The sequence below is a fragment of the Streptococcus australis genome (assembly GCF_040226615.1).
GTDB classification, from domain to species: domain Bacteria; phylum Bacillota; class Bacilli; order Lactobacillales; family Streptococcaceae; genus Streptococcus; species Streptococcus australis_E.
Genome location: NZ_JBCOAT010000001.1, coordinates 219,167 through 244,221, shown reverse-complemented (window position 1 = coordinate 244,221; position 25,055 = coordinate 219,167). Strand labels below are relative to the sequence as shown.

The following is a 25,055-nucleotide window of genomic DNA, read 5'->3' as shown; positions in this document are numbered from 1 at the left end:
TTTATGAAATTAATCTACAAAAGTAAACAAAACTATTGACAAACAAAATGGAAGGTGTATAATGTAACTACAAATGTAAATTAATTGTTCTTGATGAGAGCTAGAAAGGTAAAAGAATGGCAAAGATTTCAAGTGCGGAATGGGAAGTCATGAGAGTTCTCTGGACTAAGGGGGAAGCGACTTCTACAGAAATAACCAAGATTCTCTCCACCAAGCAGGACTGGTCAGCTTCGACGGTGAAAACCCTCTTAGGACGATTGGCTGATAAAGGCTATTTGACAAGCCGAAGAGAAGGTCGGACCTATTTGTATCAGACCATCCTCAATGAAGAAGAGGCTAATTTTACAGCTGTTAATGAAGTTTTAAGTAAGATCTGCTTGACCAAGCATGGTCACATATTGGAGCGATTAATCCAGCAAACCCCTATGACCGAGGAGCAAATGAAGGGGTTGCAAGACCTCCTGGCTTCGAAAGTGAGCGTGGAGCGGGTTCAATGTGATTGCCAACCTGGCCAGTGTCACTGTGCCAGTCATGTGGAGGAAGATAAATGAAAGAAGAAACTTTTGTCGTCAATGGGATGACGTGTGCATCCTGTGTGATCAATGTGGAGAAAGCTGTTAACCATCTTGAGGGTGTTGAAAAAGCGACAGTCAACCTAACCACTGAAAAAATGACGGTTGAATATCAGGGGGAACCTTTGAGTCCAGAGGCTATTTCAAAAGCAGTAGCGGACGCCGGTTATGAGGCAGTAGTATACAATCCAGATACAGCTAAGAGCCAAGAAGAGCGAGAAGGTGACAAGCTACAAGTGATCCGAAAACGCCTCTTTTGGTCTTCCGTCTTCACCCTGCCTCTCTTTTATCTAGCAATGGGGCCCATGATTGGCCTACCGGCACCTGCATTTGTTTCACCTGATCAAGCACCTGTGGCTTATACTCTTGTACTTTTGGCCTTGACCATCCCTGTGATGGTTTTCGGTCGAGCCTTTTATCGAAATGGCTTCCGAACCCTTCTAAAAGGCCATCCCAATATGGATGCTTTGGTAGCTTTAGCGACTAGTGCAGCCTTTCTTTATAGTCTTTATGGGACTTATCACATTTTGCTTGGCCACCACCATCACGTGCACCAGCTTTATTTTGAATCTGTAGCCGTGATTTTAACCTTGATTACTTTGGGTAAGTATTTTGAAACATTATCAAAAGGGCGTACTTCTCAAGCTATCAAAAAGCTCATGCATCTGGCGGCTAAAGAGGCAACGGTCCTACGTGATGGAAAGGAAGTGAAACTACCTGTAGAAGACTTGGTCATTGGAGATCAGATCCTGGTCAAACCAGGTGAAAAAATAGCCGTTGATGGTCAAGTGGTTTCCGGACAATCAGCCATTGATGAAAGCATGCTGACGGGTGAATCTATCCCCATCCAAAAAACTGAAGGCAGTCCAGTTTACGCAGGTTCCATTAATGGACAAGGTAGTTTGGTTTATCGGGCTGAGAAAGTTGGTCGGGATACCTTACTAGCACAAATCATTCAGCTGGTGGAAGATGCCCAACAAACCAAAGCACCGATTGCCAAGATTGCGGATCAAGTGGCAGGAGTCTTTGTCCCTGTAGTCATGGGGATTGCCCTCTTATCAGGCCTCTTTTGGTACTTTATCATGGGTGAAACTTTCACCTTTGCTATGACGGTGACAATCAGTGTCTTGGTCATTGCCTGTCCATGTGCCCTAGGCTTGGCGACTCCGACAGCCATTATGGTGGGCACAGGCTTAGGGGCAGAGCATGGAATCCTCTACAAGAGGGGGGATGTCCTTGAGTTAGCTCACCAAGCGCAAGTCTTGGTCTTTGATAAAACGGGGACCATCACTCAAGGTAAACCTCAGTTGTCTTCTTCCTATACCTATGGTCAAACGAACCATGCCTTACAAGTCCTAGCTTCTCTGGAAGCCAAGTCCGAACATCCATTGGGACAAGCTATTTTGGATGCTGCGAAAGAAGAGCATATAGACTTATTAGAGATGGAAAACTTCTCTAGTCTAACAGGAAGGGGCCTCACTGCTAACTATGGTGGGAAGGTTTATCTGGCTGGGAATCAAACGCTCATGGATGAGGAAGGAATCGATATTCATCTTGCCAAGGCTGACTTGGAGGACTTAACTCAGGATGGACAAACCCCGATTTTCTTAGCTGAAGATGGACAACTCATGGCCCTTTTTGGGGTAGCAGACCGGATCAAGGAAGATAGTTTAGAAATGGTTGCTAGCCTAGAAAAAATGGGCAAGAAGGTCATCATGCTGACTGGGGATAATGAACGGACTGCTCAGGCTATTGCCAAGAAGGCTGGAATCCACCAGGTCATTAGTCAAGTCCTTCCACAAGAAAAATCTCGGGTGATCCAAGAATTGCAAGCAGAAGGCAAGTCTGTGATCATGGTGGGAGATGGAATCAACGATGCACCAGCTCTTGCAACTGCGGATATCGGGATTGCCATGGGATCTGGGACAGATATCGCTATGGAAAGTGCCGATATCGTCGTCATGAAACCGCAATTGATGGATGTTGTCCGAGCCTTGGAAATTAGTCGTTACACGATTAAGACCATCAAGGAAAACTTGTTCTGGGCCTTTATCTACAATGTTTTAGCCATTCCGGTGGCGATGGGGCTTCTCTATCTCTTTGGTGGCCCGCTCTTAAACCCGATGTTAGCAGGTCTAGCCATGAGTTTTAGTTCAGTATCGGTTGTACTGAATGCTCTCAGATTAAAGAGAAAAAAATTGTAAGAACTAGGAGAAAAGTTACCTCCTCGAGTAAAAGAAAGGAAAATAATTATGTCAAAAACATACGAAATTAGTGGAATGAAATGCCAAGGTTGTGCCAATGCTGTCACTGAAAAATTATCCGCAGTAAAAGGTGTGGAAGAAGTAAAAGTTGATTTAGAGAAAAAACAAGTAACCATTGAAGGGAAACCTTGGAAATGGTCTTTGAGTCGAGCTTTAAAAGGCAGTAAATATGAATTAGGAAATGAAGTGAAATAAAGTCAGGAAAGGCGGTCCGAAAAGGGCTGCCTTTTTTAAAAAAACAACAAGAGAACACATAAATAAATTAGGTTTGCAAGCAAAAATATAAAAAAATAGCAAAACATATAGTTGAGGTTTTTTAAGGATTGGATGGACCGATCAAAAGATAAGAAGTAGTGGAAAATGAAGCGTTTTTATGATATAATAGATGCGGTAATTTTTTACCGAATGATTGAAAGAGCTTATACAAATTTACATGAAAAAAATTATAATTAATGGTGGTCACCCTTTAAAAGGTGAGGTGACCATTAGTGGTGCAAAAAATAGTGTGGTGGCCCTCATTCCAGCAACTATTTTAGCAGACGAAATTGTGACCCTTGATGGTGTTCCAGATATATCAGATGTGGCTAGCTTGATTGACATTATGAACCTCATGGGGGCAAAGGTGGAGCGAGATGGGGAGACTCTTATTATCGATCCGCGTGGTGTACAAGATATGCCAATGCCATTTGGAAAGATCAACAGTCTTCGCGCTTCTTACTATTTCTACGGAAGTCTATTGGGACGTTATGGCCAGGCAACTGTCGGTCTACCAGGTGGATGTGACCTAGGTCCACGTCCCATTGATCTGCATTTGAAAGCCTTTGAGGCGATGGGCGCTAAGATGACCATGGATGGTTCGAGTATGAACCTTTCCACAAATGGGGAGCGTCTCCGTGGCGCAGCTATCTATATGGATACGGTTAGCGTTGGAGCAACTATTAATACCATTCTAGCGGCTGTTAAAGCGGAAGGTCGTACTGTTATTGAAAACGCTGCTCGTGAACCTGAGATTATTGACGTCGTGACCCTTCTCAATAATATGGGAGCACACATTCGTGGTGCGGGTACAGATATCATTACCATTGAAGGAGTAGACTTTCTCCACGGGACACGTCACCAAGTGATTCCAGATCGCATCGAAGCAGGGACCTATATCGCCCTTGCTGCAGCTGTTGGAGAAGGGATTCAAATCAACAATGTCCTTTATGAACACTTGGAAAGCTTTATCGCTAAGCTGGAAGAAATGGGTGTTCGGATGACCATTTCTGAGGATAGTGTGTTTGTTGAAAAGCAAGAAAATCTGAAAGCTGTTCACATTAAAACCTCTCCTTACCCTGGATTTGCAACTGATTTGCAACAACCCTTGACTCCTTTGCTCTTGACCGCTAATGGAAAGGGAAGCATCGTAGATACCATTTATCAAAAGCGGGTCAACCATGTGGCTGAACTGATGCGCATGGGAGCGACCATTGAAACAGTTGGTGATCGCATTGTTTACCAAGGACCAAACCAATTAACAGGAGCTCCAGTTAAGGCGACAGACTTGCGTGCAGGCGCTGCCTTGGTGATTGCTGGATTGATGGCACAGGGTAGAACGGAGATTACCAATATTGAGTTTATCCTTCGTGGCTATTCGCATATTATTGAAAAATTGCAACAATTGGGAGCTGACATCGAGCTGATTGATGAAGCATAACGAACGATTTTTATGAACATTTGGACGCAACTAGCAGCATTTTCATGTTTTGAAACAGAGCGCCTCTTCTTGAGGCCCTTTCTATATAGTGATGCGGCTGACTTTTATGCCATATCCTCCAATCCAGAGAATTTGCCTTTTATTTTCCCAGCACAAACGTCCCTAGAGGAATGCCAGTATGTCTTGGCCAATTATTTTCTAAAGAATCCTTTAGGAATATGGGCGATTTGTGACAAGGGAACAGACCGTGTGATTGGATCGATTAAGTTTGAAAAGTTGGATGAAATTAAGAAAGAAGCAGAACTTGGTTATTTCTTACACAAGAACTATTGGGGTCAAGGCCTCATGACAGAGGTTGTCAAAGAGATTACCTTCTTGTCCTTTCAGGAATTTCATCTCAAACAAGTCCGAATCATTACCCATGTTGAAAATATAGCCAGTCAACAGGTGGCTTTACATGCCGGTTATAGTTTGAAACGGCAATTCAAGGGGAGTGACCGCTATACCCGAAAGATGCGGGATTATTACGAGTTCTGCATAGATAGAGGAGATCTCAATGAGTAAACACCAAGCGATTTTAGATTATTTGGAGAAACTACCCATTGGCAAACGTGTCAGTGTGAGAAGTATCTCGAATTATTTGCAGGTGAGTGATGGGACCGCCTATCGGGCCATTAAAGAAGCTGAAAATCGTGGAATTGTTGAAACGAGACCTCGTAGTGGGACAGTTCGTGTCAAGTCCAAAAAGGCAGTCCTAGAACATCTGACTTTCCGAGAGATTGTAGAAATTACCGGTTCGGAAGTCTTGGCAGGAAAAGAAGGGCTAGAACGAGAGTTCAACAAGTTTTATATCGGGGCCATGACAGAAGAGCATATTTTAGATTATGTCTCTGAAGGTGGACTCCTCATTGTGGGAGACCGAACCAATATCCAACGTCTGGCTCTCCAACACGACAATGCTGTTCTTGTAACCGGTGGTTTTGACGTCGATCCTTCTATTTTGGAACTGGGTCGCAGTGGTCAAACTCCTATCCTACGTACCAAGCATGATACCTATACCGTGGCGACCATGATCAACCGTGCTCTCGCCAACATGCAAATTAAAACAGATATTCTAACGGTCGAACAAGTCTATTCGCCTATGCATGAATATGGTTTTTTGCGGGAAACAGATACCGTACGTGACTATCTAGATTTGGTAAGAAAAAGCCGGTTTAGTCGTTTTCCTGTCGTCAATCAACACCAGATGGTTGTTGGAGTGGTGACCATGCGAGATGCCGGAGTCAAGACGCCCCAGACAACTCTGGACAAGGTCATGTCCCGTAGCGTCTTTACGACAAACCTATCTTCTAGTATCGCCAATGTCAGTCAACGCATGATTGCAGAAGATTTTGAGATGATTCCTGTTATTCGCAGCAATCAGACCCTGTTAGGGGTTATTACTCGTCGTGCGGTCATGGACCGGATGAGCAAGGAGCAATTGTCGGGCTTGCCAACCTTCAGTGAACAAATCAGTCAAAAAGTAGTTCTGCAAGCCAATCATTTTGAATTGACGGTTGAACCAAGTATGTTAGAAAAGAGTGGTGTTCTCTCGAATGGTGTTCTCACTGAAGTTCTAACAACAGTCACTCGCCAACTCATGATGAATTCTGGAAAAAATTTAATTATCGAACAGCTCTTGGTCTATTACCTCCAAGCTGTTCAAGTGGACGATACCTTGCGGATTGAAACGCGTATTGTCCGACAGACTAGACGATCGGCTATTATAGATTTTGATTTGTATTTGAATTTACAGTTAGTTACGAAGGCCACCGTCACTTTGAAAATTAATTAGAATGGAAGTAGGAAATAGATGATTACATTGAAATCACAGCGTGAAATCGAAGCCATGGACCGAGCAGGAGACTTTCTTGCTAGTATCCATATTGGCCTTCGGGATTTGATCAAACCAGGTCTCGATCTGTGGGAAGTAGAAGAGTATGTTCGACGTCGCTGTAAAGAAGCCAATGTCTTGCCCCTTCAGATCGGTGTAGAAGGAAGTCTGATGGACTATCCCTATGCGACATGTTGTGGGATCAATGATGAGGTAGCTCACGCCTTTCCTCGCCACTATGTCTTAAAAGATGGTGACCTCTTAAAGGTGGATATGGTCTTGTCTGAACCCTTAGACAAGTCTGTTGTTGATGTCTCAAAGTTGGACTTTGATAATGTTGCACAGGTGAAAAAGTATACAGAAAACTACTCTGGTGGTTTGGCTGATTCTTGCTGGGCCTATGCAGTTGGGAATGTTTCCCAAGAAGTCAAAGATCTCATGGATGTCACCAAAGAATGTCTCTATAGGGGGATTGAACAAGCGGTTGTCGGAAATCGTCTAGGTGATATCGGAGCTGCGATTCAAGAATATGCTGAAAGCAAAGGTTATGGTGTAGTACGCGATTTGGTCGGTCACGGTGTAGGACCAACTATGCATGAAGAACCAATGGTGCCTCATTACGGACGTGCAGGACGTGGCTTGCGATTACGTGAAGGGATGGTACTCACCATTGAACCAATGATTAATACCGGAACTTGGGAAATCGATACCGATATGAAGACAGGTTGGGCCCACAAAACCCTTGACGGTGGACTTTCTTGTCAGTACGAACATCAGTTTGTTATTACTAAAGATGGACCGGTTATTTTGACCAGTCAAGGCGAAGAAGGAACCTATTAAAATAAGTAGAGAGGAAAGAATGGAGCTGAAGATAAATAACGGTTTCGCTCTTTTCTCTTTTTATGACTTTGTTTAGGGGAGGAAAGATATGAAAAAGTTTCTAAAATGGCTAGGCCAACGACCGTTTATAAAGGGGTTCTTGCGCTTTTATATGGCCTCTGAATCGGACATCACAAGTATAGCAGTGGCCTATTATTTATTGATTTCCATTCTCCCTTTATTGTTGATTGCAGCCAATATTCTCCCTTACTTTCAGATTCGTCCGACTCAGATTTTGCTGACCTTGCGTGAAGTATTACCTGCCTCCATGTACCGCATTGTCTTGCAAGTGATTTCATCAGTGCTTACTAAGCCGTCTACTGGTTTACTGAGTTTCTCCATCATTTCGGCTTTATGGGTCTCCTCACAGTGTATCGCTTACCTGCAGAGAGCCTTCAATAAAAGTTATGGAGTGGAGAAGGAGAGGGGGATTATCTGGTCGAGAATCTTCAGTATTTTGATTAGTTTTGCTCTGCAAGGTCTGTTTGGTCTATCTCTGGTTTTGACCATGTTTGGCCGGATGATTATTCGTTCTGTCTATGAGATTTTTAAGTTTGATGAAAGTATCTACCTTCGTCTCTTAAATATTTCAGGACCTTCGGTTTACTTCCTTCTCTTTTTAACCTTGCTCTTGCTCTATTACACCCTACCCAATATCAAAATTCCTAAGTTTCGCTATGTCTTTCCAGGAGCCATCTTTGTGACAGCAGTCCTTTATTTGACCTTGAATATTTTCTGGAAATATGTTGATCACTACATCACGAGTTTCCTAGATGCTCGTTTCTTCGGGTCAGTCCTTTTAGCAATCATTATGTTCTGGTTTATCCTGGTAGCTAAGGTGTTGATTATTGGCTGTATCTTAAATGCTAGTATTCAATATGCGATTGAAGCGAGATTTGAAACAAAAGATGGGGATGTGGTAGCCAAGTACAAGTCTTCTAAGGTAGCTTTTCACCAAAAGGAAGCTTCTCTCAAGCGTCGTTTCCATCTTAAAAACTTGAGAAAAAAACAGGACTGATGTTAAAGAATAAAATAGGAGCAAGCCGGTTTTCAGCCGGCTTTTTTCTGGTTGTTATTTTTGTTGCATTTGCAATAAAAATGTGATAGAATCATTCATAAAGAAAGGAGGAACAGATGAAGGTTCTAAGAGAGATTGGCATCATAGCCCGAGCCTTAGATTCGATTGCCAATATTGAGTTCCGAGATTTGGATCTGGCAAGAGGTCAATACCTATATTTAGTACGGATCGGGGAGCAACCAGGGATCATTCAAGAGGAGTTATCCGATTTATTAAAAGTGGATCGCTCAACAGTAGCCCGCTCTGTTAAAAAAATAGCTGATAAAGGTCTCATCCGAGAATTAACTGATTCTTCCAATCAAAAGATAAAAAAATTGATTCTAACGGAAAAGGGACAAGCGCTTTATCCTTTTATCCTTGCTGAGCATGCTTATTCTGAGAAGACTGCCTTAAAGGGATTTTCAAAGCCAGAAATCCTTCAACTAGAAGAATGGCTTGCTAAAATGAGTAAAAATGTTGCAGCGGATTGGGAGCTAGTGAAAAAAGGTCGAAAAAGAAATTATAGTGAGGAAAAGAAATGAAAGTTACAGTAGATCAAGCATTTTGGGACTTGTTTCCCCAAGCACAAGTAGTGGTGATGACAGTAGAAGATATCGACAATCATGTTGACGAGAGCAAGGATCCTTATTTTAAGGATCTGCTCGACAAGGGAATCGTACGATCAAAAGAATATATTGATGAAGATCAGTTCACTGCTAGTCCAGTCGTTCAGGAATGGCGTCAGGCTTTTACTAAATTTAAGACCAAAAAAGGTGCACGTTCGTCAATCGAAGCCTTATTGAAACGTGTGTCGCAAGGACGGGAGTTTTATCCCATTAATCCTTTGGTTGATCTCTACAATAGTGTTTCGCTAGCCTATGCTATCCCCTGTGGTGGTGAGGATATGGAAAAGATAGCTGGAGGCTTATCTTTAGGAAAAGCCAAGGGGGGAGAGCCATTCTTCCCGCTAGGAGCGGAGGAGGATGCTCCAGCTTTGCCGGAAGAGATTATCTATTATGATCAAGAGGGAGCTGTTTGCCGTTGTTTAAACTGGCGGGAAGCCCAAAGAACCATGCTGACAGAAGAAACGCGACAGGCTATTCTTGTGATGGAGGCAGTGACTGAAGAGCAAGCAGAACGGGCCAAAGAAGCGATGGACGAATTAAAAGGCTTGGTCAAGGACTATTTTGGTGTGGAAGGAAAAATCTCTTATTTGAGCGCCCAAGAAGCTAGTCTGGAAGTATAAAAAATACCGTCAGAGCCATAAGAGTTCTGACGGTTTTTCTGTGTATAATGAGATGTCATCTCTTATTTCGGAAGACAAATAGTTTACTGAAAACATAGTTCAAAATGACAATCATAAATTGGGCGGCAAAGGTTTCGATGGTATTGATAGCCGTCCGATTCATATTAACGAACTGACCGATGATTTGTGGATACTGGGTTACAAAGATGGTAGTCATCAGGAGGTCCAGCACCAGTGTCCCCATTCTAGCAAAAGAGAAGACAATTAACCGTTTCAACCAGCCTTTTCTTTCTTGTTTAAAGACAATAGTATCATTGGTAGCAAAGGCAAAAAGTATTCCTGAAATATTTCCAATCAAGGTAGCTAGTTGTTCCTGGTCTGTCAGTTGGAAAACAATCAGCCGAGTAGCAACAGAAACAATCGTTGTAGCAACACCAAAGATCAGGTAGGCTAAAATTTCATTATTAAAGATTCGATGGACTAGTTTTTTCATACAATTAGTCTATCATAATTCCCTTATTTGTGCTATACTTATAAAGTTGATTTGTCGCATGCAACTCTATTAAATGGGTTTCATTGGCAAAGATCAACCCTTGGTGCTTAGCTTCTTTCACCAAGCATATTAGATGCGGGAAAACCGCTAAAGGAGAAAACGATGAAAAACTATACTGTTCGTGACTTGGCACAGATTGCCCTAGTTGCCGCTCTCTATGTGGCCTTGACCATTACTCCCCCATTGAATGCCATCGGAAGCAATGAGATCCAATTCCGTGTCTCTGAAATGCTCAACTTCATGGCTTTCTACAATCGGAAATACATTTGGTCTGTGACCATTGGGTGTATGATTTCTAACTTCTTGAGTTATGGGATTATTGACGTGGTCGTTGGTGGTGGATCTACCTTGGTCTTCGTTACACTTGGAGTATATCTCTTTAAACGCTATGAAAAGACAGATCTCTTTAATGGATGGATTCGCAAGGATCATTTCTTATTCTCAATTTTCTTTGCCCTCTCTATGTTTACGATTGCCTTAGAATTGCATATCTTAAACAAAACACCATTCTTCTTGAATTGGTTGACAACTGGTTTGGGTGAATTTGCTTCCCTGATTGTCGGAGCTATTTTGATCAAAAAGATTGCCCAACGAATTGATTTGACTCAATAATCCACTAGAGAGTGGGACAGAAATCGGTAATTGGTTAGAATTCGATTTCGTCGTCCCACCTCCGCACAGTTGAGTAGGGCTGTAAAAGCTGATAAAATCAGCGTAGTAGAGCCCACTCAACCACTGCGTCTTTCTCGATAATCAAAAGACAATTGAGAGGCTAGGACTTTTGTCCCAGCCTCTTTTTTTGATGCCATGGCCTCATCTGATTCATTCTGAAAAATGATATTTTTTCGCTAGTGAAGTAGTCAGAAAAGCCCCAGTAAAGCGTTTTTATGGTAAAATAGGGATATGGAAACCAGAATGAAAGAGCTAGTGACACTCCTGAATCACTATGCAGAAGAATATTATACAAAAGATGCTCCGTCCGTATCGGATTATGAGTACGACAAACTCTATCGGGAATTGGTCGCGTTAGAGGAAGCCCATCCGGAGTTGGTCCAGCCCAACAGCCCAACCCATCGGGTCGGAGGAACGATTCTTAAAGGGTTTGAAAAATACCAGCATACTTACCCACTTTACAGCTTGCAGGACGCCTTTTCTTATGATGAATTAGTGGCCTTTGATCAACGGGTTCGCAAAGAATTCCCTGCTGTCACCTATGTATGTGAATTAAAAATTGATGGCCTGTCTATTTCACTTTCTTATGTCGAAGGAGTCCTTGAAACGGGTGCTACACGGGGGGATGGGAGCATTGGAGAAAATATCACTGAGAACCTAAAGCGCGTTCGCGATATTCCTCTAGTCTTGCCAGAACCTCTTACCTTAACAGTACGCGGAGAATGTTATATGCCCCGTGCATCTTTTGATGCTGTTAACTTGTCTCGCCAAGAAAATGGGGAAGCAGAGTTTGCGAACCCTCGGAATGCAGCAGCTGGTACTCTTAGACAGTTGGATACGAAGATTGTTGCAGAGCGAAAACTCGCGACCTTCCTCTATCAAGAAGCGAGTCCGACTGACCAAACGAGTCAAGAGAAGGTCTTAGCTAAATTAGAACGACTCGGTTTTGTTGTCAATCCTCATCACAAGACAGCGACTAGTATCGAGCAAGTCTGGGCCTATATTCAAGAAGTGGCAGCCATGCGCGACCAACTTCCTTATGATATCGATGGGGTCGTGATTAAGGTGAATGACTTGGCTGTCCAAGAAGAACTAGGCTTTACCGTCAAGGCTCCCAAATGGGCAGTGGCTTACAAATTCCCAGCTGAGGAGAAAGAAGCAAAACTCTTGTCAGTTGATTGGACAGTTGGTCGGACAGGAGTGGTGACACCAACTGCTAATTTAACTCCCGTTCAGTTAGCAGGGACGACTGTCAGTCGGGCTACCCTTCATAATGTAGATTACATTGCTGAGAAAGATATTCGCAAAGACGATACCGTCATTGTCTATAAAGCAGGGGATATTATTCCAGCTGTCTTGCGTGTTGTCATGGATAAACGAGTATCGGAAGAGCGATTGGAGATTCCAAGTCACTGTCCGAGTTGTCAGAGCGAGCTGCTTCATTTTGAAGATGAAGTGGCCTTGCGTTGTATCAATCCCCGCTGTCCGGCTCAAATAAAAGAAGGACTCGCTCACTTTGCTAGCCGTGATGCCATGAACATTACAGGCTTGGGACCAGCAGTGGTTGAAAAACTGTTTTCTAAAGAACTGGTTCAAGATGTAGCAGGTATTTATCGCCTGACCGTGGATGATCTCTTACAATTGGATGGCTTTAAAGAAAAATCTGCCCAGAAGTTAATTGATGCTATTCAGGCGTCTAAGGGGAATTCTGCTGAAAAACTATTGTTTGGTCTGGGAATTCGTCATGTTGGAAGTAAGGCTAGCCAGCTCTTGCTCCAGGAGTTTCATTCCATTCCAGCCTTAGCAGAGGCAGAAGTTGAAATAATTGCAGCGATAGACAGTTTAGGAATGGTGGTTGCCGAAAGTCTTAAGCGTTATTTTGCTCAGGAAGGCTCTCAACTTCTTTTAGAAGAGCTTAAGGATGCTGGGGTAAACTTAGATTACCTGGGGCAAAAGGTCGCAGCAGATGCACCATTGTCTGGTAAAACAGTTGTCTTAACAGGTAAACTGGAACGACTAACACGTTCTGAAGCTAAGGCTAAATTAGAAGCCTTAGGGGCAAAAGTCACAGGCTCCGTGTCCAAGAATACAGACCTATTAGTTGCAGGTAGCGATGCGGGAAGTAAATTAAGCAAAGCTCAGGAATTATCGATTGAAATACAGGATGAAGCCTGGCTTGAAAGTTTATAGAGGCATGTATGGAAAATAAGATTAAAAAAGCACGAGTGATTTATAATCCGACTTCTGGTCAGGAAATCATTAAAAAGAACATCGCAGAAGTCTTGGATGTCTTAGAAGATGTGGGCTACGAAACAAGTGCCTATCAGACCACTCCTGAGCCCTTATCGGCTCAATTAGAAGCAGAACGGGCTGCAAAAGCCGGTTTTGATTTGATCATTGCTGCTGGGGGAGATGGGACCATTAATGAGGTGGTCAACGGGGTTGCTAGTCTTGAACACCGTCCAAAAATGGCTTTTATCCCTACGGGAACAACCAATGATTACGCGCGTGCTCTGAAGATTCCAATGGGGGATCCAGTTGCAGCTGCACGGATCATTGAGAAGAATCAAACCATTCAAATGGACATTGGCCGTGCTTATGGCAGTAAATATTTTATCAATATTGCTGCTGCGGGTACTTTGTCTGAATTGACCTTTAGTGTGCCGAGTGAGGTGAAGTCGCGTTATGGCTATTTTGCTTATGTGGCCGAAGCGGTGAAGAAGTTCCCCAAAAATAAAACTCGCAAGGTACGAATTGAACACGACAATGGGGTCTATGTTGGACCAGTTTCTCTTGTGTTCGTAGCTTTGACCAATTCGATTGGTGGCTTTGAAAGTGTTGCACCAGATGCTAAACTTGATGATGGAAATTTCACTTTAATTTTAGTGAAAACCGCTAAATTATTTGATATGTTGTCTTTGATTATGCAAGCTGTCAATGGTGGAAAACATGTCAATGATTCAAATATTGAATACCTCAAAACCTCTAAATTGAAGATTGAAGTTTTGGATCAGAAAGAAGAGTTCAAGATCAATTTAGATGGTGAATACGGTGGAGATACACCGGTGGAACTGGAAGTCTTCCACAATCACTTAGAATTTTTTGCCAACATCGATGAAATTAATGACGATGCCTTGGTCCATTCGGAATATAAATCAGAAGAATAATGGAGAATCATTGCTGAGAGTGGGCAATGTTAGTTTCTTCTTAGTTAGGAAATAGGAAATACAATAAGATGCATCAGTATCAAGTTAAAATCCACTACCATCATCCTGTAGGCGATTATTTTGCACGTGATATGTGGAAGTGGCATGAAGGAGTTTGGGGAGAGGAAGTGTCTTTCTCCAAGCTCGATTATTTTGGAGTTGAAGGGCTCTTAGTTTATAACTGTGAGACACCTCAACGGTTTGGCCATGTCATCATCAAGGAAGGAAACTGGATCAGTCAGTCAGACGAATACCATATTGAACTATTGCCTGAAGGGCATGTGCGAGAAGTCTGGCTAATTCAAGGGGATGATACTGTTTATTATTCCTTACAGGCTGCCATGACCAGTCATGAATACAGCCGTCGGAAGCCACATGCTTTTGATATGGCGACTCATTACCAGGAATTTGATGCCAAATGGGGATACCAAGGATGGTTGGGCTATCGCCAGCAGGATGATGATTACCGCTTTAAGCTCTGGGCACCTACTGCCAATAAAGTAGACCTCCTCATCTATGATTCTGTCGCTAATGACAGCAAGGTTTGGAAGATTGTCCCAATGGTTCGTGGCCAGCGTGAATCTAGCGACCATGTTCGAAATAATTGTGGTGTCTGGTATGCGGATGTCATGGGGAACCTTAGTGGACTGGCCTATCAGTACAAGGTTTATTTTGATTACCATACGGAGATTGCGCGTGATCCTTATACGATTGCTACCAGTGAAAATGGGAAAAAATCAGCTATTCTTTCCTATCATGATCGTATCTTCCCTGCCTTTCAAACAGAAGCTTATGAGAAAGCTGACTGGCGGCTGGATAATCCCTGTCAGGCGGTTATTTATGAAATGCATGTCCGGGATTTGACCATTTCTCCAACTTCCGGTGTGGATGAAGCCTATCGAGGAACCTACAGAGGGGCTCACCAGACTGGGACTAAGAACGCCCAGGGTGATGCTACTGCTTTTGATTACATCAAGGAATTAGGGGTTAATGTGGTGCAACTGCAACCAGTTACCGACCGCTATAAGACTTATGATGACGAGGGTAATGTCCTCTACAACTGGGGCTACGATGTACAGAATCATTCAGCACCTGAGACTTGTTATTCGACCAAACCTCACGATCCTAAGACCACCATGCGCGAGTTAAAAGAAATGGTTCATGCCTACCATGAAGTAGGGATCTCGGTGGTTATGGATGTGGTTTATAATCATATCTATTCGACAGAAGATGGTGCCTTTCAAAAAACTGTTCCTGATTATTATTACCGAATGAATCCAGATGGATCTTTCCAAAATGGTACCGGTGTTGGAAATGAGACAGCCAGTGAGCATGAGATGTATCGCAAGTTCATGATTGATTCCTTGACACATTGGGTAACGGAATATAAAATTGACGGTTTCCGCTTTGACTTGATGGGGATTCACGATGTGGATACGATGAATGAAATCCGTGAAGCCATGGATGCGATTGATCCACGGATCATCCTCTATGGAGAAGGTTGGGATATGGGGACAGGCTTGGCTCCAAAGGATAAGGCCAAGAAGGACAATGCTTATCAAATGGCTGAAGTTGGCTTCTTTAATGATACCTCTCGAGATGCCATCAAGGGCGCTGAGGTCTTTGGCTCTGTCAAACGAGGCTATGTCAGTCGGAAGTCTACAGAAGACATCATTGCGCGGTCCGTTCTGGGAAGTGCAGAGTTGGGAACCTTCCTAACTCCAAGTCAGGTCCTCAACTATGTGGAGGCCCATGATAACTACAACCTCTATGATTTACTTTCTTATGTCCATCCAAATGACTCTCAGGTAAAAATTAAGAAGCAGGTAGAAGTGGCAACAGCCATGAATCTCCTCTTCCAAGGGATGGCCTTTATGCAGGTCGGACAAGAGTTTCTACGAACAAAGTTGGTTGCAACGGGTGAAGATGGGGAAGTGACCCCTCAAGACCGAGAACGGGCCATGAATTCCTATAATGCGCCAGATGCCGTCAATCAAGTCGATTGGGATTTGGTCTCTGTTAATAAGGACACGATCGACTATGTTCGCCAATTGATTCATTTGAAGAAGACCCTGCCTGCCTTGTCGCTTGAATCTTATGAGGAAATCTACCAACATGTCTTTGTGCATACAGCAGATATGGGAAGTGGTGTCGTTGTCTTTGAATTAAATTGGGATAAACACTATTATGTTATCTTTAACACCAGTGGACTTCCATTCTATCTCCAGAACGCAGATCATCTGGAGCTTCTTGTTGGAAATAGTCGAAACAAACGGCCATTCTATGTTGAGAATTTAACAGCTTCCGTCTTTGAATGGAAGAAATAAACAAAAAATAAGATTGGGATTTCCCAATCTTATTTTTTTTCTGATGAAGATGAACTTGAACTGCTTGAGCTAGAATCCTCACTCGATGATGAAGAAGAATTGAACTGTTCAGGATGGAGTTCCTTGTAGCTAGGTGCCTTAAAGAGATCAACCGTTGACTGGTTGCCTTTTTGGCTATAGAGACTGGTTGATGAATCCCCTTTTTCTTTTTCTATTTTCTTCAATGCTTTCATCGAGTTATTGTAAGAGTAATCATCTGGGTTGACTTTTCCAAGATCATTTCCTGTATAGAACCGCAAGAGGTCTCCAGTCTGAATACTATCACTAATCTTGAGTTGTAGATTCGCTGCCTCACGGATCTTATCGAGTTGTTCTTTCGTTGTTTCATCAGGATTGGTGATTTCTTCACCAGTCTTCGTATAATAAGTCCGGCCACTGTAACTTGTATACTCAGGGGTCACAAAGTAGTTAGATGAACGGAAAGCAACGATTTGACTATGATCTGGAGATAATAAGTCTTGTCCGACTTGAAGGAAGTTCTTCGAATCAATTCCTAACAAGTGTTCCAATGTTGGAAGCATATCAATCTCACCACCGTAAGTTTCAATCACTTTCCCCTTATCCATACCTGGAATCACTACCATATAAGGCACGCGTTGCAACATGGCATTGTCATAACTTGACCAAGTCTCCGAGTTCTTATCCAGTAAAGGAGCCAGAGCTGGATTTCGAGAGTTTGAAATACCATAGTGGTCACCGTACAAAACGATAATGGAGTTCTCATATAAGCCAGAAGCTTTGAGATAATCGAAGAAGGCCTTAATGGATGAATCTAGATAATTGGCTGTTGCGAAATAACCATTAATTGTTTCATCCTGTGTTTCAGCTAGAGGGAAGCCAATCTCATCACCAATCAGACTAGTCGTATAAGGATAATGATTGGAAACCGTAATGAACTTGGTATAAAACGGTTGTTGCATGTGTTCCAAGTACTTGATGGAATCCTTCAACATGATCTTATCATTAAGTCCATACTGGAAGGAGTTGGTATCATCTTGCTTGGTAAAATAGGAGGCATCAAAGAAGTAATGGTAGCCCCATTGTTTGTAAGCTGTATTACGGTTCCAGAAGCTTCCGGCATTTCCGTGGAAAACTGCACTGGATTGGTAGCCATTCTTAGAAAGAATGAAAGGAGCTGCTTGCTGAGTATTGGTCCCACCGTAGTTCACCATAAAGGAACCTTGGTTCAAACCGAACAAGCCCGTTTCAATCATGGTCTCTGCATCCGATGTTTTACCAGCTTTTACCTGGTTGAAGACATTGGCAAATGCAAAGGTTTCGTTTGAATGGTAGAGCGAGTTGATAAAAGGGGTCACTTCGTATTCTTTGCCATCGACTTTCAATTTATAGTCGATCAAGAATTGTTGGAAGCTTTCCAAGTGGATATAGATAACATTACGACCTTTAGCAAGACCAAAGGTTTCAGGGTTTGGTTGAGCATAATGGCTAGCAACATACTCTTCAACTGGCTTCAAGTCAACCTCAGAAGCCTTTGATCGTTCTTTATTGGCCATGTAAGTCTGGTTGGCACTGTAACCCAAAAAGGCAGGTAAACCAAGCGCACGAACCACATAGTAGTTGGAGAAGCCACGCGTTAACAATTCCGGACGGTCAATCTCTGCCAAGAAAAGGTTGGCCGAGAAGAGCATAGCAGAGAGCGAAGTCACTGCAAAACTTGCCCGTTTGTTAAAGGGACGGTGATCTAGTTTGACCAATTTCTTTAAGAAGAGGAAAGCTAGAATCGGGAAGTCTAAAATATAGATAATATCCCAGGGACGGAATAATTCTAAGGCTGCAGCTCCAAGACCAGCGGAAACCTTACTAGAGGCCAGCATGGTATTAACCGTTACGAAGTCAGTAAACTCACGATAATAAATCGAGTTGGAAATCAACCAGATAAATAAAATGACATAGATGCTAAAAGATAGCAAATAAAAGATTTTGGTTCTCTTAATATAAAAAGCGAAACCAATCAATAAGAGGCTTAACGGTATCGGGTTAATGACTGCAAGAAAAACCTGATAGAAGCCTTGAATATCTAAATTAAAGTCTACTGTATAGGCCCACATGGTTTTAAACCAATAAAGCAACAGTAGGGTAAAGACAAATCCTAGTCTGGTACTCATAGCATCGAGTATCGTTTTGGTAATTTTTTTCACAAAAATATACTTCCTTGCCTTATTTCCTAAAAATTTTCTTACAACAGTATACCATAATTTAAAACGTTTTGAAAATAAAGCAAGCGGATAATGAAGGAATGAAAGTCGAGGATTGAGATTTGTCATCCATTACTAAACAAAAAGAGAGAGAATGTTCAAAGTGATGGTAAAGCCTATGTTATTAATCGCATTTTTAAGGAAGAGACTTTGTGAATTTTTGAAAATTTTGATACAATAGAGAGTATGAAAAAGCTGACAATTAACCGACAAGTTGAGAAGAAAATCCATAAAGGTTATAAGATTTTAGAAAAGATTGACTTTGGGCAACTCCCCTTTGACAATGAGGTGGTCGAGCTGGTCACAGCTTCGGGCCATTTTCTTGGGACAGGCTATCTATCAGAGCAAAACAAAGGACTTGGTTGGGTCATTTCTACCAAGAAAATCAACTTGGATCAGGCTTACTTTAGTCATCTATTTGCTAAAGCTAAGTCAAAACGTCAGTCTTACTATCAGTCGGAATTGGATACAGCTTTTAGAATTTTTAATCAAGAAGGCGACGGATTTGGTGGCTTGACTATTGATCTCTATGGAGATTATGCCGTCTTTTCCATCTACAATGCCTTTGTTTATCAAATCAGAGAGCTGCTTGTTACAGCTTTTCAAGAAGTCTTTCCAGAAGTCTTGGGAGGATATGAAAAAATCCGTTTCAAGGATCCAGGTTATGAGTCAGCCCATCTTTTTGGTCAAGAAGCTCCAGAGCATTTTTTGATTTTAGAAAATGGTGTTCGCTACCAAGTCTTTCTGAATGATGGCTTGATGACAGGGATTTTCTTGGACCAACACGATGTGCGTGCTAGCTTAGTAGATGGCTTAGCTGCAGGTAAATCCTTACTTAATATGTTTTCCTACACGGCGGCTTTTTCGGTGGCAGCGGCCATGGGTGGAGCAGTAGAAACGACTTCTGTAGATCTGGCCAAGCGTAGTCGCGAACTATCCGAAGCCCATTTTGTGGCAAATGGTTTAGAACTGGATCACCACCGCTTTATTGTGATGGATGTTTTTGATTATTATAAGTATGCCAAGCGTCATGCCTTGACTTATGATGTGATCGTTTTAGATCCGCCGAGTTTTGCTCGCAATAAGAAGCGTACCTTCTCAGTTGCGAAGGATTACCACAAACTGATTGAGCAGTCCCTAGAGATTTTAAATCCAAATGGTATTTTGATTGCAAGTACGAATGCTGCCAATGTCAGTCGGGATAAATTTAAGAAAGAAATTGAAAAGGGCTTCAAAGGCCAAAAACATCGCTATATCAGTGAAGTTGGACTTCCAGCTGATTTTCGATACAATGAAAGGGAAGAAAGTAGTAATTACTTGAAAGTATTTACAATTAAGGTGGATCAATGAAATTAGTCGTTTCTGTAATGCCAAGAAATTTTGAAGAAGCACAGGCCATTGATGCCAGTCGTTATCAAGATGCAGATGTGATTGAATGGCGTGCGGATTACTTGGACAAAAATGATATTTTACAGGTTGCGCCTGCCATCTTTGAGAAATTTGCAGGCCGTGAAATTTTATTTACGCTACGGACACGGGAGCAGGGAGGAGAAATTGAACTTTCTGGTGAAGAGTACGTAGCGCTTATCCATGATATCAACAACATCTACCATCCGGATTATGTCGATTTTGAGTACTTTGGTCATCAGGCCGAGTTTAATCAGATGATGGATTACTCCAATCTTTGCTTAAGCTACCATAATTTCCAGGAAACCCCTGAAAATTTGATGGAAATTATGTCTGAATTAACGAGTCTTACACCAAAGCTGGTTAAAGTTTCGGTTATGGCCCAAAGTGAGCAGGATGTTCTGGATCTAATGAACTATACACGTGGCTTTAAGACGCTTAATCCTGAACAAGAGTTCGTAACCATTTCTATGGGGAAAATCGGCCGAATCTCTCGCATCGCTGCCGATTTAACCGGTTCTGTTTGGTCCTATGCTAGCGTTGGAGTGGAAAGTGCACCAGGTCAAATCAGCTTGTCCAGCATGCACAAGATTCGGGAGATCTTAGATGAAGATTGATGGCTATACGCGAATGGCGGCCGTGATTGCCAAGCCCATTCGTCATAGTATCTCACCCTTTATTCACAATCAGGCTTATCAACTAACCGCGACCAATGTAGTCTATCTTGCTTGGGAAGTGGAAGAAGAACAAGTCGAACAAAGTCTTCAACAGTTACGGGTACTGGATATGTTGGGCGCTAATATTTCCATGCCTTACAAGAAAAAGGTCTTGCCATTTTTAGATCAGGTAGATGGAAGTGCACAACTTATTGGTTCGGTCAATACGGTTGTTCAGAAAGATGGTCGTTTAACAGGCTACAACACAGACGGACTTGGTTTTCTAAAGAGTCTCCCCAAGACTTTTTCGATAAAGAATAAGAAACTTGTCCTTTTAGGAGCAGGTGGTGCTGCGACTGCTATTGTTGTAGAGGCCAGTCGGCAAGGAGTTGGCGAGATTCATTTATTTGTTCGTCCCGAAAGCTTAGATAAGTATCAGGCTATCTTTGCTCCACTATCTGAAGCTCTTGCTGTTTCAATTGTCCTTCATGACTTATCCAGTCGGGATCAGTTAAATGCAACGATAGAGGGGACCGATTTATTGATCAATGCTACAGGAATAGGAATGGACGGGTCTTCTCTCCCTATTCCGAAAGACTTTATCTTTCCTAAAGGTTGTCTAGTGGCTGATTTAGCTTATTTTCCTGCCAAGACACCATTTCTTCAATTAGCAGAAGAACAAGGGGCAAAAACCTTAAATGGCTTGGGAATGCTCTTCCAACAAGCTGCCGTTGCCTTCGAACTGATGACGGATAAAACTTTCCCGGAAGAGGAAGTCTGGCAAGCTTTGAAATTGGAATACCCAGATTATGTATTAGAAAAATGATGGAAGAAAACAGAAAAACTTAATCAAGTATGCTCTGTTTTCTATTTTTATACAATAGTGAAATTGTAATCTTTTTCACATGGATTTGAAAGGAGATCCTTATGAAGGTAAATGTTGATCTACCAAAGAATGGTTATGAGATTGTCATTGAGAATGGAGCATTCCAAAAGGTTGGAAGCTGGCTCAGTCATTTATGGAAACCTCAAAAAGTAGCAGTCATAACAGACAATCATGTGGGATCCCTTTATGCTAGTCAGGTAGTGAAATGCCTTGAAAGTGAAGGATTTATAGTTGTTAGCTATGAGTTCCTAGAAGGAGAAGCTAGTAAAAATCTGACGACCGTTCAAAAAGTCTATGAATTCTTAGCCAAGAATGGCATGACACGATCAGACGGCATTCTCGCTCTTGGAGGTGGTGTTGTTGGTGATCTAGCTGGCTTTGTAGCTTCTACCTATATGAGGGGCATTCATTTCGTTCAAGTACCGACTAGTTTGACGGCTCAGGTTGACTCCTCTATCGGAGGTAAGACCGGAGTCAATACACTCTATGCTAAGAACATGGTAGGAACCTTTGCCCAACCGGATGGGGTATTGATTGACCCTGAAGTGTTGCGGACTCTTGGCCAGCGCGAGTTGATCGAGGGCATGGGGGAAGTCATTAAGTACGGTCTCATCGAAGATCCTGCCTTATGGGAAGAACTGGATCAAATGGATGGCTCCATTGAGTCTATTTATGAGCATGCAGAATCCCTGATTGCCCATTCCTGTCAAGTCAAGCGCAAGATGGTCGTCGAAGATGAGCTAGACCAAGGCATTCGCCTATATCTAAATTTTGGTCATACCCTTGGCCATGCGATCGAAGCAACAGCCGGTTATGGCCAGGTCATGCACGGGGAAGCCGTAGCGATTGGAATGGTGCAAGTTACTAAGGTGGCAGAAGCTAAGGGATTGGTTCAAGCCGGTTTAACGCAGGCTATTCGCCAAATGTGTCAAAAATTTGGCTTACCAGTAGAATTCCATACTTGGGATAAGGAAAAGCTTTATCAGGCCTTGACCTTGGACAAGAAGGCCAGGGGCAATCAATTGAAACTCGTTTTGGTACCAGAAATCGGGACTTGTCAAATCCATCCAGTCCCATTGGAAGAAATGAGAGACTTCTTACACTAGAAAGCGACAAAGGAGATAGCATGCGTTATTTAACAGCAGGAGAATCACACGGACCACGACTTACAGCTATTATCGAAGGAGTGCCAGCAGGGCTCCCTTTGACCGCTGATTATATCAACGTCGAATTAAAACGTCGCCAGGGTGGCTACGGTCGTGGAGCACGGATGAAGATTGAAAGCGATCAGGTCGAGATCACCTCTGGTGTTCGCCATGGCTTGACCATGGGAGGTCCTATCACCTTGAATGTCACCAATCTAGACCATCAAAAATGGTTGGAGATCATGTCTGTCAGTGATGTGGAGGAAAAGAAGAAGGGGCTTCGGAAAATTACCAAGCCTCGTCCAGGCCACGCCGATTTGGTCGGTGGCATCAAGTATCGTTTCGATGACTTGCGAAATTCTTTGGAACGGTCATCGGCTCGGGAAACAACCATGCGAGTAGCAGTTGGTGCAGTAGCCAAACGTCTATTGGAAGAGATTGGGGTTCAAGTAGCCAGCCACATCGTCAATTTCGGAGGAATCGAAGTAGAGGTTCCGGAAAATCTAACAGTTTCCCAAATCAAGGAAGCGGTCGCTCAATCAGAAGTTTCCATCGTTAATCGAGAGCGAGAAGAGGAAATCAAGGCCTATATCGATAGCGTGAAGAAAGAAGGGGAAACCATCGGAGGAATCGTCGAAACGATTGTAGGTGGTGTGCCTGTCGGTCTGGGTTCTTTTGTCCAATGGGATAAGAAATTGGATGCCAAGATCGCTCAAGGGGTTGTCTCTATCAATGCCTTTAAAGGTGTAGAGTTCGGGCTAGGCTTTGAAGCAGGTCGTCGAAAAGGCAGTCAAGTCATGGATGAAATTCTCTGGTCTGAGCAGGATGGGTATACTCGTCGAACCAATCATTTGGGTGGATTTGAAGGTGGTATGACCAATGGAGAGCCGATTATCGTCCGTGGTGTTATGAAACCAATACCGACTCTTTACAAGCCCCTCATGAGTGTCGATATTGAAACACACGAAGCGTATAAGGCAACGGTGGAGCGGAGTGACCCAACAGCGCTTCCAGCTGCAGGGGTTGTCATGGAGGCTGTGGTGGCAACGGTTTTAGCCACAGAAGTCTTGGACAAGTTCTCTTCTGATAATCTGGAAGAATTGAAGGAAGCTGTCGAGCGTCATCGGGCCTATACCAAAGCTTTCTAACTGGAGAAATAGATGGAAGAAAAGGTTGTTTATATCGTCGGTCTAGGACTGATTGGCGCTTCGTTAGCTATGGGGATCCGAAAAGCCCATCTGCAAGTGACTTTACTAGGCTATAATCGTAGTCAAGCCTCACGAGATATTGCTCTAAAGAAGGGAATTGTTGATGAGGTGACGGCTGATCTTGAAGCATTTGCTAGTCGTGCAGATGTTATCATCGTCTCTTTGCCCGTCAAACAAACGATTCAAACCTTTCAGCAACTGGCGAGAATGCCACTGAAAGAAGGAGTCATTGTGACGGATGTGGGCTCCACCAAGGGGGCCATTGTAGAAGCTGGCGAAAATGCTTTTAGACATCTTCCAGTCCGTTTTGTCGGCGGGCATCCCATGGCGGGGAGTCATAAGACGGGAGCTGCCTCAGCTGACTCCACCCTCTTTGAAAATGCCTACTATATTTTTACGCCAACAGCTACGACAGACCCAAGTGCGATCTTGGAATTGAAGGATTTACTCTCAGGGCTTGGAGCCCGTTTCATCGAGGTAGATCCAATGGAACACGATCGGGTTACTTCTCAGATCAGCCACTTTCCTCACGTATTGGCGGCTACCCTGATGGGACAAGCAGCTGCTTATACAGAAGAGCATGCCCTAGCAGGTCGCTTTGCTGCAGGAGGATTTCGTGATATGACGCGGATTGCGGAGAGTGAGCCCAGTATGTGGACCTCAGTTTTGCTATCTAATCCAGCTTCGGTTCTCGATCGGATAGCGGATTTTAAGGATCGTCTTGAGCAAGTTGCTGATATGATTCGCCAGGGACAAGAAGATGCGATTTGGGCCTTCTTTGACTATAGTCGAGAGCAACGGCAACATATGCAGATCCATAAGAGAGGAGGGGTGGAAAGCACCTTCGATATTTTTGTGGATGTTCCAGACGAAGAAGATGTCATCCTTCGGATTCTCGAATTGCTTCGTGGTACCTCCTTGGTCAATATTCATATCAATGAAGAAAACCGGGAAGATGTCTACGGGATTCTTCAGATTTCCTTTAAGACGGCTGCTGATCAAGCGCGGGCTGAAGCCCTGATCACCGAGCAAACGGATTATAGTGTGGTGATCAAATAGTAGGTCCTAAGTAGGATTTTTACAAAAATAGCAGTTTCTACCACAAGATCTACCAGAATCTTTGTATAATAGA

At 43.0% G+C, this 25,055-nt stretch carries 22 protein-coding genes and 1 riboswitch; of the genes, 20 read left to right on the top strand and 2 right to left on the bottom strand.

What is annotated here, in order from left to right; translation table 11 throughout:
- Positions 1 to 116 precede the first annotated feature (116 nt).
- The 10 genes from ABT997_RS01225 (at position 117) to ABT997_RS01180 (ending at position 9,587) form a co-directional block, all read left to right on the top strand.
- Entirely contained in the window at positions 117 to 551 is a 435-nt protein-coding gene (locus ABT997_RS01225; protein ID WP_006596058.1) for a CopY/TcrY family copper transport repressor, read from the top strand.
- On the top strand, positions 548 to 2,776 hold the full coding sequence (locus tag ABT997_RS01220; RefSeq protein ID WP_195213786.1) for a heavy metal translocating P-type ATPase: 2,229 nt from the start codon (positions 548 to 550) through the stop codon (positions 2,774 to 2,776). Before ABT997_RS01225 ends, ABT997_RS01220 begins: the two co-directional genes overlap by 4 nt.
- Before the next feature lie 48 nt (positions 2,777 to 2,824).
- Positions 2,825 to 3,031 (top strand): copper chaperone CopZ, encoded by a 207-nt coding sequence (gene copZ / locus ABT997_RS01215; protein ID WP_006596060.1) that lies wholly within the window; start codon positions 2,825 to 2,827, stop codon positions 3,029 to 3,031.
- A 238-nt stretch (positions 3,032 to 3,269) separates the two neighbouring features.
- Positions 3,270 to 4,532, top strand: coding sequence for a UDP-N-acetylglucosamine 1-carboxyvinyltransferase (gene murA, locus ABT997_RS01210; RefSeq protein WP_350018555.1), 1,263 nt, complete (start codon positions 3,270 to 3,272; stop codon positions 4,530 to 4,532).
- Between the two features lie 12 nt (positions 4,533 to 4,544).
- Positions 4,545 to 5,096, top strand: a complete 552-nt coding sequence (locus ABT997_RS01205; RefSeq protein ID WP_006596062.1) for a GNAT family N-acetyltransferase — start codon at positions 4,545 to 4,547, stop codon at positions 5,094 to 5,096.
- On the top strand, positions 5,089 to 6,366 hold the full coding sequence (gene spxR / locus ABT997_RS01200) for a CBS-HotDog domain-containing transcription factor SpxR (RefSeq protein ID WP_350018554.1): 1,278 nt from the start codon (positions 5,089 to 5,091) through the stop codon (positions 6,364 to 6,366). The genes ABT997_RS01205 and spxR overlap by 8 nt, the downstream gene beginning before the upstream one ends.
- An 18-nt stretch (positions 6,367 to 6,384) precedes the next feature.
- Positions 6,385 to 7,245: a methionyl aminopeptidase gene (locus ABT997_RS01195; RefSeq protein WP_006596064.1), complete on the top strand. Its 861-nt coding sequence runs from the start codon at positions 6,385 to 6,387 to the stop codon at positions 7,243 to 7,245.
- Positions 7,246 to 7,333: 88 nt separating this feature from the next.
- Complete coding sequence (locus tag ABT997_RS01190) at positions 7,334 to 8,302, top strand: YihY/virulence factor BrkB family protein (RefSeq protein WP_006596065.1); 969 nt, start codon at positions 7,334 to 7,336, stop codon at positions 8,300 to 8,302.
- Positions 8,303 to 8,418: 116 nt separating this feature from the next.
- Positions 8,419 to 8,883 (top strand): MarR family winged helix-turn-helix transcriptional regulator, encoded by a 465-nt coding sequence (locus ABT997_RS01185; protein WP_350018553.1) that lies wholly within the window; start codon positions 8,419 to 8,421, stop codon positions 8,881 to 8,883.
- Positions 8,880 to 9,587 carry a B3/B4 domain-containing protein gene (locus ABT997_RS01180; RefSeq protein WP_350018552.1) on the top strand — a complete coding sequence of 236 codons (708 nt, stop codon included), beginning with the start codon at positions 8,880 to 8,882 and terminating at the stop codon, positions 9,585 to 9,587. Before ABT997_RS01185 ends, ABT997_RS01180 begins: the two co-directional genes overlap by 4 nt.
- A 55-nt stretch (positions 9,588 to 9,642) precedes the next feature.
- Here ABT997_RS01180 and ABT997_RS01175 read toward each other — a convergent pair whose 3' ends face one another.
- A complete protein-coding gene (locus ABT997_RS01175) occupies positions 9,643 to 10,080 on the bottom strand; it encodes a GtrA family protein (RefSeq protein ID WP_350018551.1) in 438 nt (145 codons plus the stop codon).
- Between the two features lie 28 nt (positions 10,081 to 10,108).
- Positions 10,109 to 10,245, top strand: a riboswitch (PreQ1 riboswitch).
- Between ABT997_RS01175 and ABT997_RS01170 the strand changes: the two genes are divergently transcribed.
- The 4 genes from ABT997_RS01170 to pulA all read left to right on the top strand — a co-directional run bounded on the left by ABT997_RS01170 (position 10,243) and on the right by pulA (position 16,345).
- A complete protein-coding gene (locus ABT997_RS01170; RefSeq protein WP_125374904.1) occupies positions 10,243 to 10,752 on the top strand; it encodes a QueT transporter family protein in 510 nt (169 codons plus the stop codon). It overlaps the preceding riboswitch by 3 nt.
- 291 nt (positions 10,753 to 11,043) lie before the next feature.
- Complete coding sequence (gene ligA / locus ABT997_RS01165) at positions 11,044 to 13,002, top strand: NAD-dependent DNA ligase LigA (protein WP_350018550.1); 1,959 nt, start codon at positions 11,044 to 11,046, stop codon at positions 13,000 to 13,002.
- Positions 13,003 to 13,010: 8 nt separating this feature from the next.
- Positions 13,011 to 13,979 carry a diacylglycerol kinase family lipid kinase gene (locus tag ABT997_RS01160; protein ID WP_350018549.1) on the top strand — a complete coding sequence of 323 codons (969 nt, stop codon included), beginning with the start codon at positions 13,011 to 13,013 and terminating at the stop codon, positions 13,977 to 13,979.
- A 68-nt stretch (positions 13,980 to 14,047) separates the two neighbouring features.
- Positions 14,048 to 16,345 carry a type I pullulanase gene (pulA, locus tag ABT997_RS01155; protein WP_350018548.1) on the top strand — a complete coding sequence of 766 codons (2,298 nt, stop codon included), beginning with the start codon at positions 14,048 to 14,050 and terminating at the stop codon, positions 16,343 to 16,345.
- A gap of 29 nt (positions 16,346 to 16,374) precedes the next feature.
- Here the strand turns inward: pulA and ABT997_RS01150 are convergent, their stop codons facing one another.
- Positions 16,375 to 18,564, bottom strand: a complete 2,190-nt coding sequence (locus ABT997_RS01150) for an LTA synthase family protein (protein WP_350018547.1) — start codon at positions 18,562 to 18,564, stop codon at positions 16,375 to 16,377.
- Positions 18,565 to 18,807: 243 nt separating this feature from the next.
- Between ABT997_RS01150 and ABT997_RS01145 the strand changes: the two genes are divergently transcribed.
- The 6 genes from ABT997_RS01145 to ABT997_RS01120 all read left to right on the top strand — a co-directional run bounded on the left by ABT997_RS01145 (position 18,808) and on the right by ABT997_RS01120 (position 24,982).
- On the top strand, positions 18,808 to 19,971 hold the full coding sequence (locus tag ABT997_RS01145; RefSeq protein WP_350018546.1) for a class I SAM-dependent rRNA methyltransferase: 1,164 nt from the start codon (positions 18,808 to 18,810) through the stop codon (positions 19,969 to 19,971).
- A complete protein-coding gene (aroD, locus tag ABT997_RS01140; protein ID WP_287515777.1) occupies positions 19,968 to 20,645 on the top strand; it encodes a type I 3-dehydroquinate dehydratase in 678 nt (225 codons plus the stop codon). The genes ABT997_RS01145 and aroD overlap by 4 nt, the downstream gene beginning before the upstream one ends.
- Complete coding sequence (aroE, locus tag ABT997_RS01135; protein WP_195549934.1) at positions 20,635 to 21,510, top strand: shikimate dehydrogenase; 876 nt, start codon at positions 20,635 to 20,637, stop codon at positions 21,508 to 21,510. The genes aroD and aroE overlap by 11 nt, the downstream gene beginning before the upstream one ends.
- Before the next feature lie 101 nt (positions 21,511 to 21,611).
- Complete coding sequence (gene aroB, locus ABT997_RS01130; RefSeq protein WP_350018545.1) at positions 21,612 to 22,676, top strand: 3-dehydroquinate synthase; 1,065 nt, start codon at positions 21,612 to 21,614, stop codon at positions 22,674 to 22,676.
- Between the two features lie 20 nt (positions 22,677 to 22,696).
- Complete coding sequence (aroC, locus tag ABT997_RS01125; RefSeq protein ID WP_287515774.1) at positions 22,697 to 23,863, top strand: chorismate synthase; 1,167 nt, start codon at positions 22,697 to 22,699, stop codon at positions 23,861 to 23,863.
- A 12-nt stretch (positions 23,864 to 23,875) separates the two neighbouring features.
- The gene (locus ABT997_RS01120) at positions 23,876 to 24,982 is read left to right on the top strand and encodes a prephenate dehydrogenase (protein WP_350018544.1); all 1,107 of its coding nucleotides are present in this window, start codon (positions 23,876 to 23,878) and stop codon (positions 24,980 to 24,982) included.
- Positions 24,983 to 25,055 lie beyond the last annotated feature (73 nt).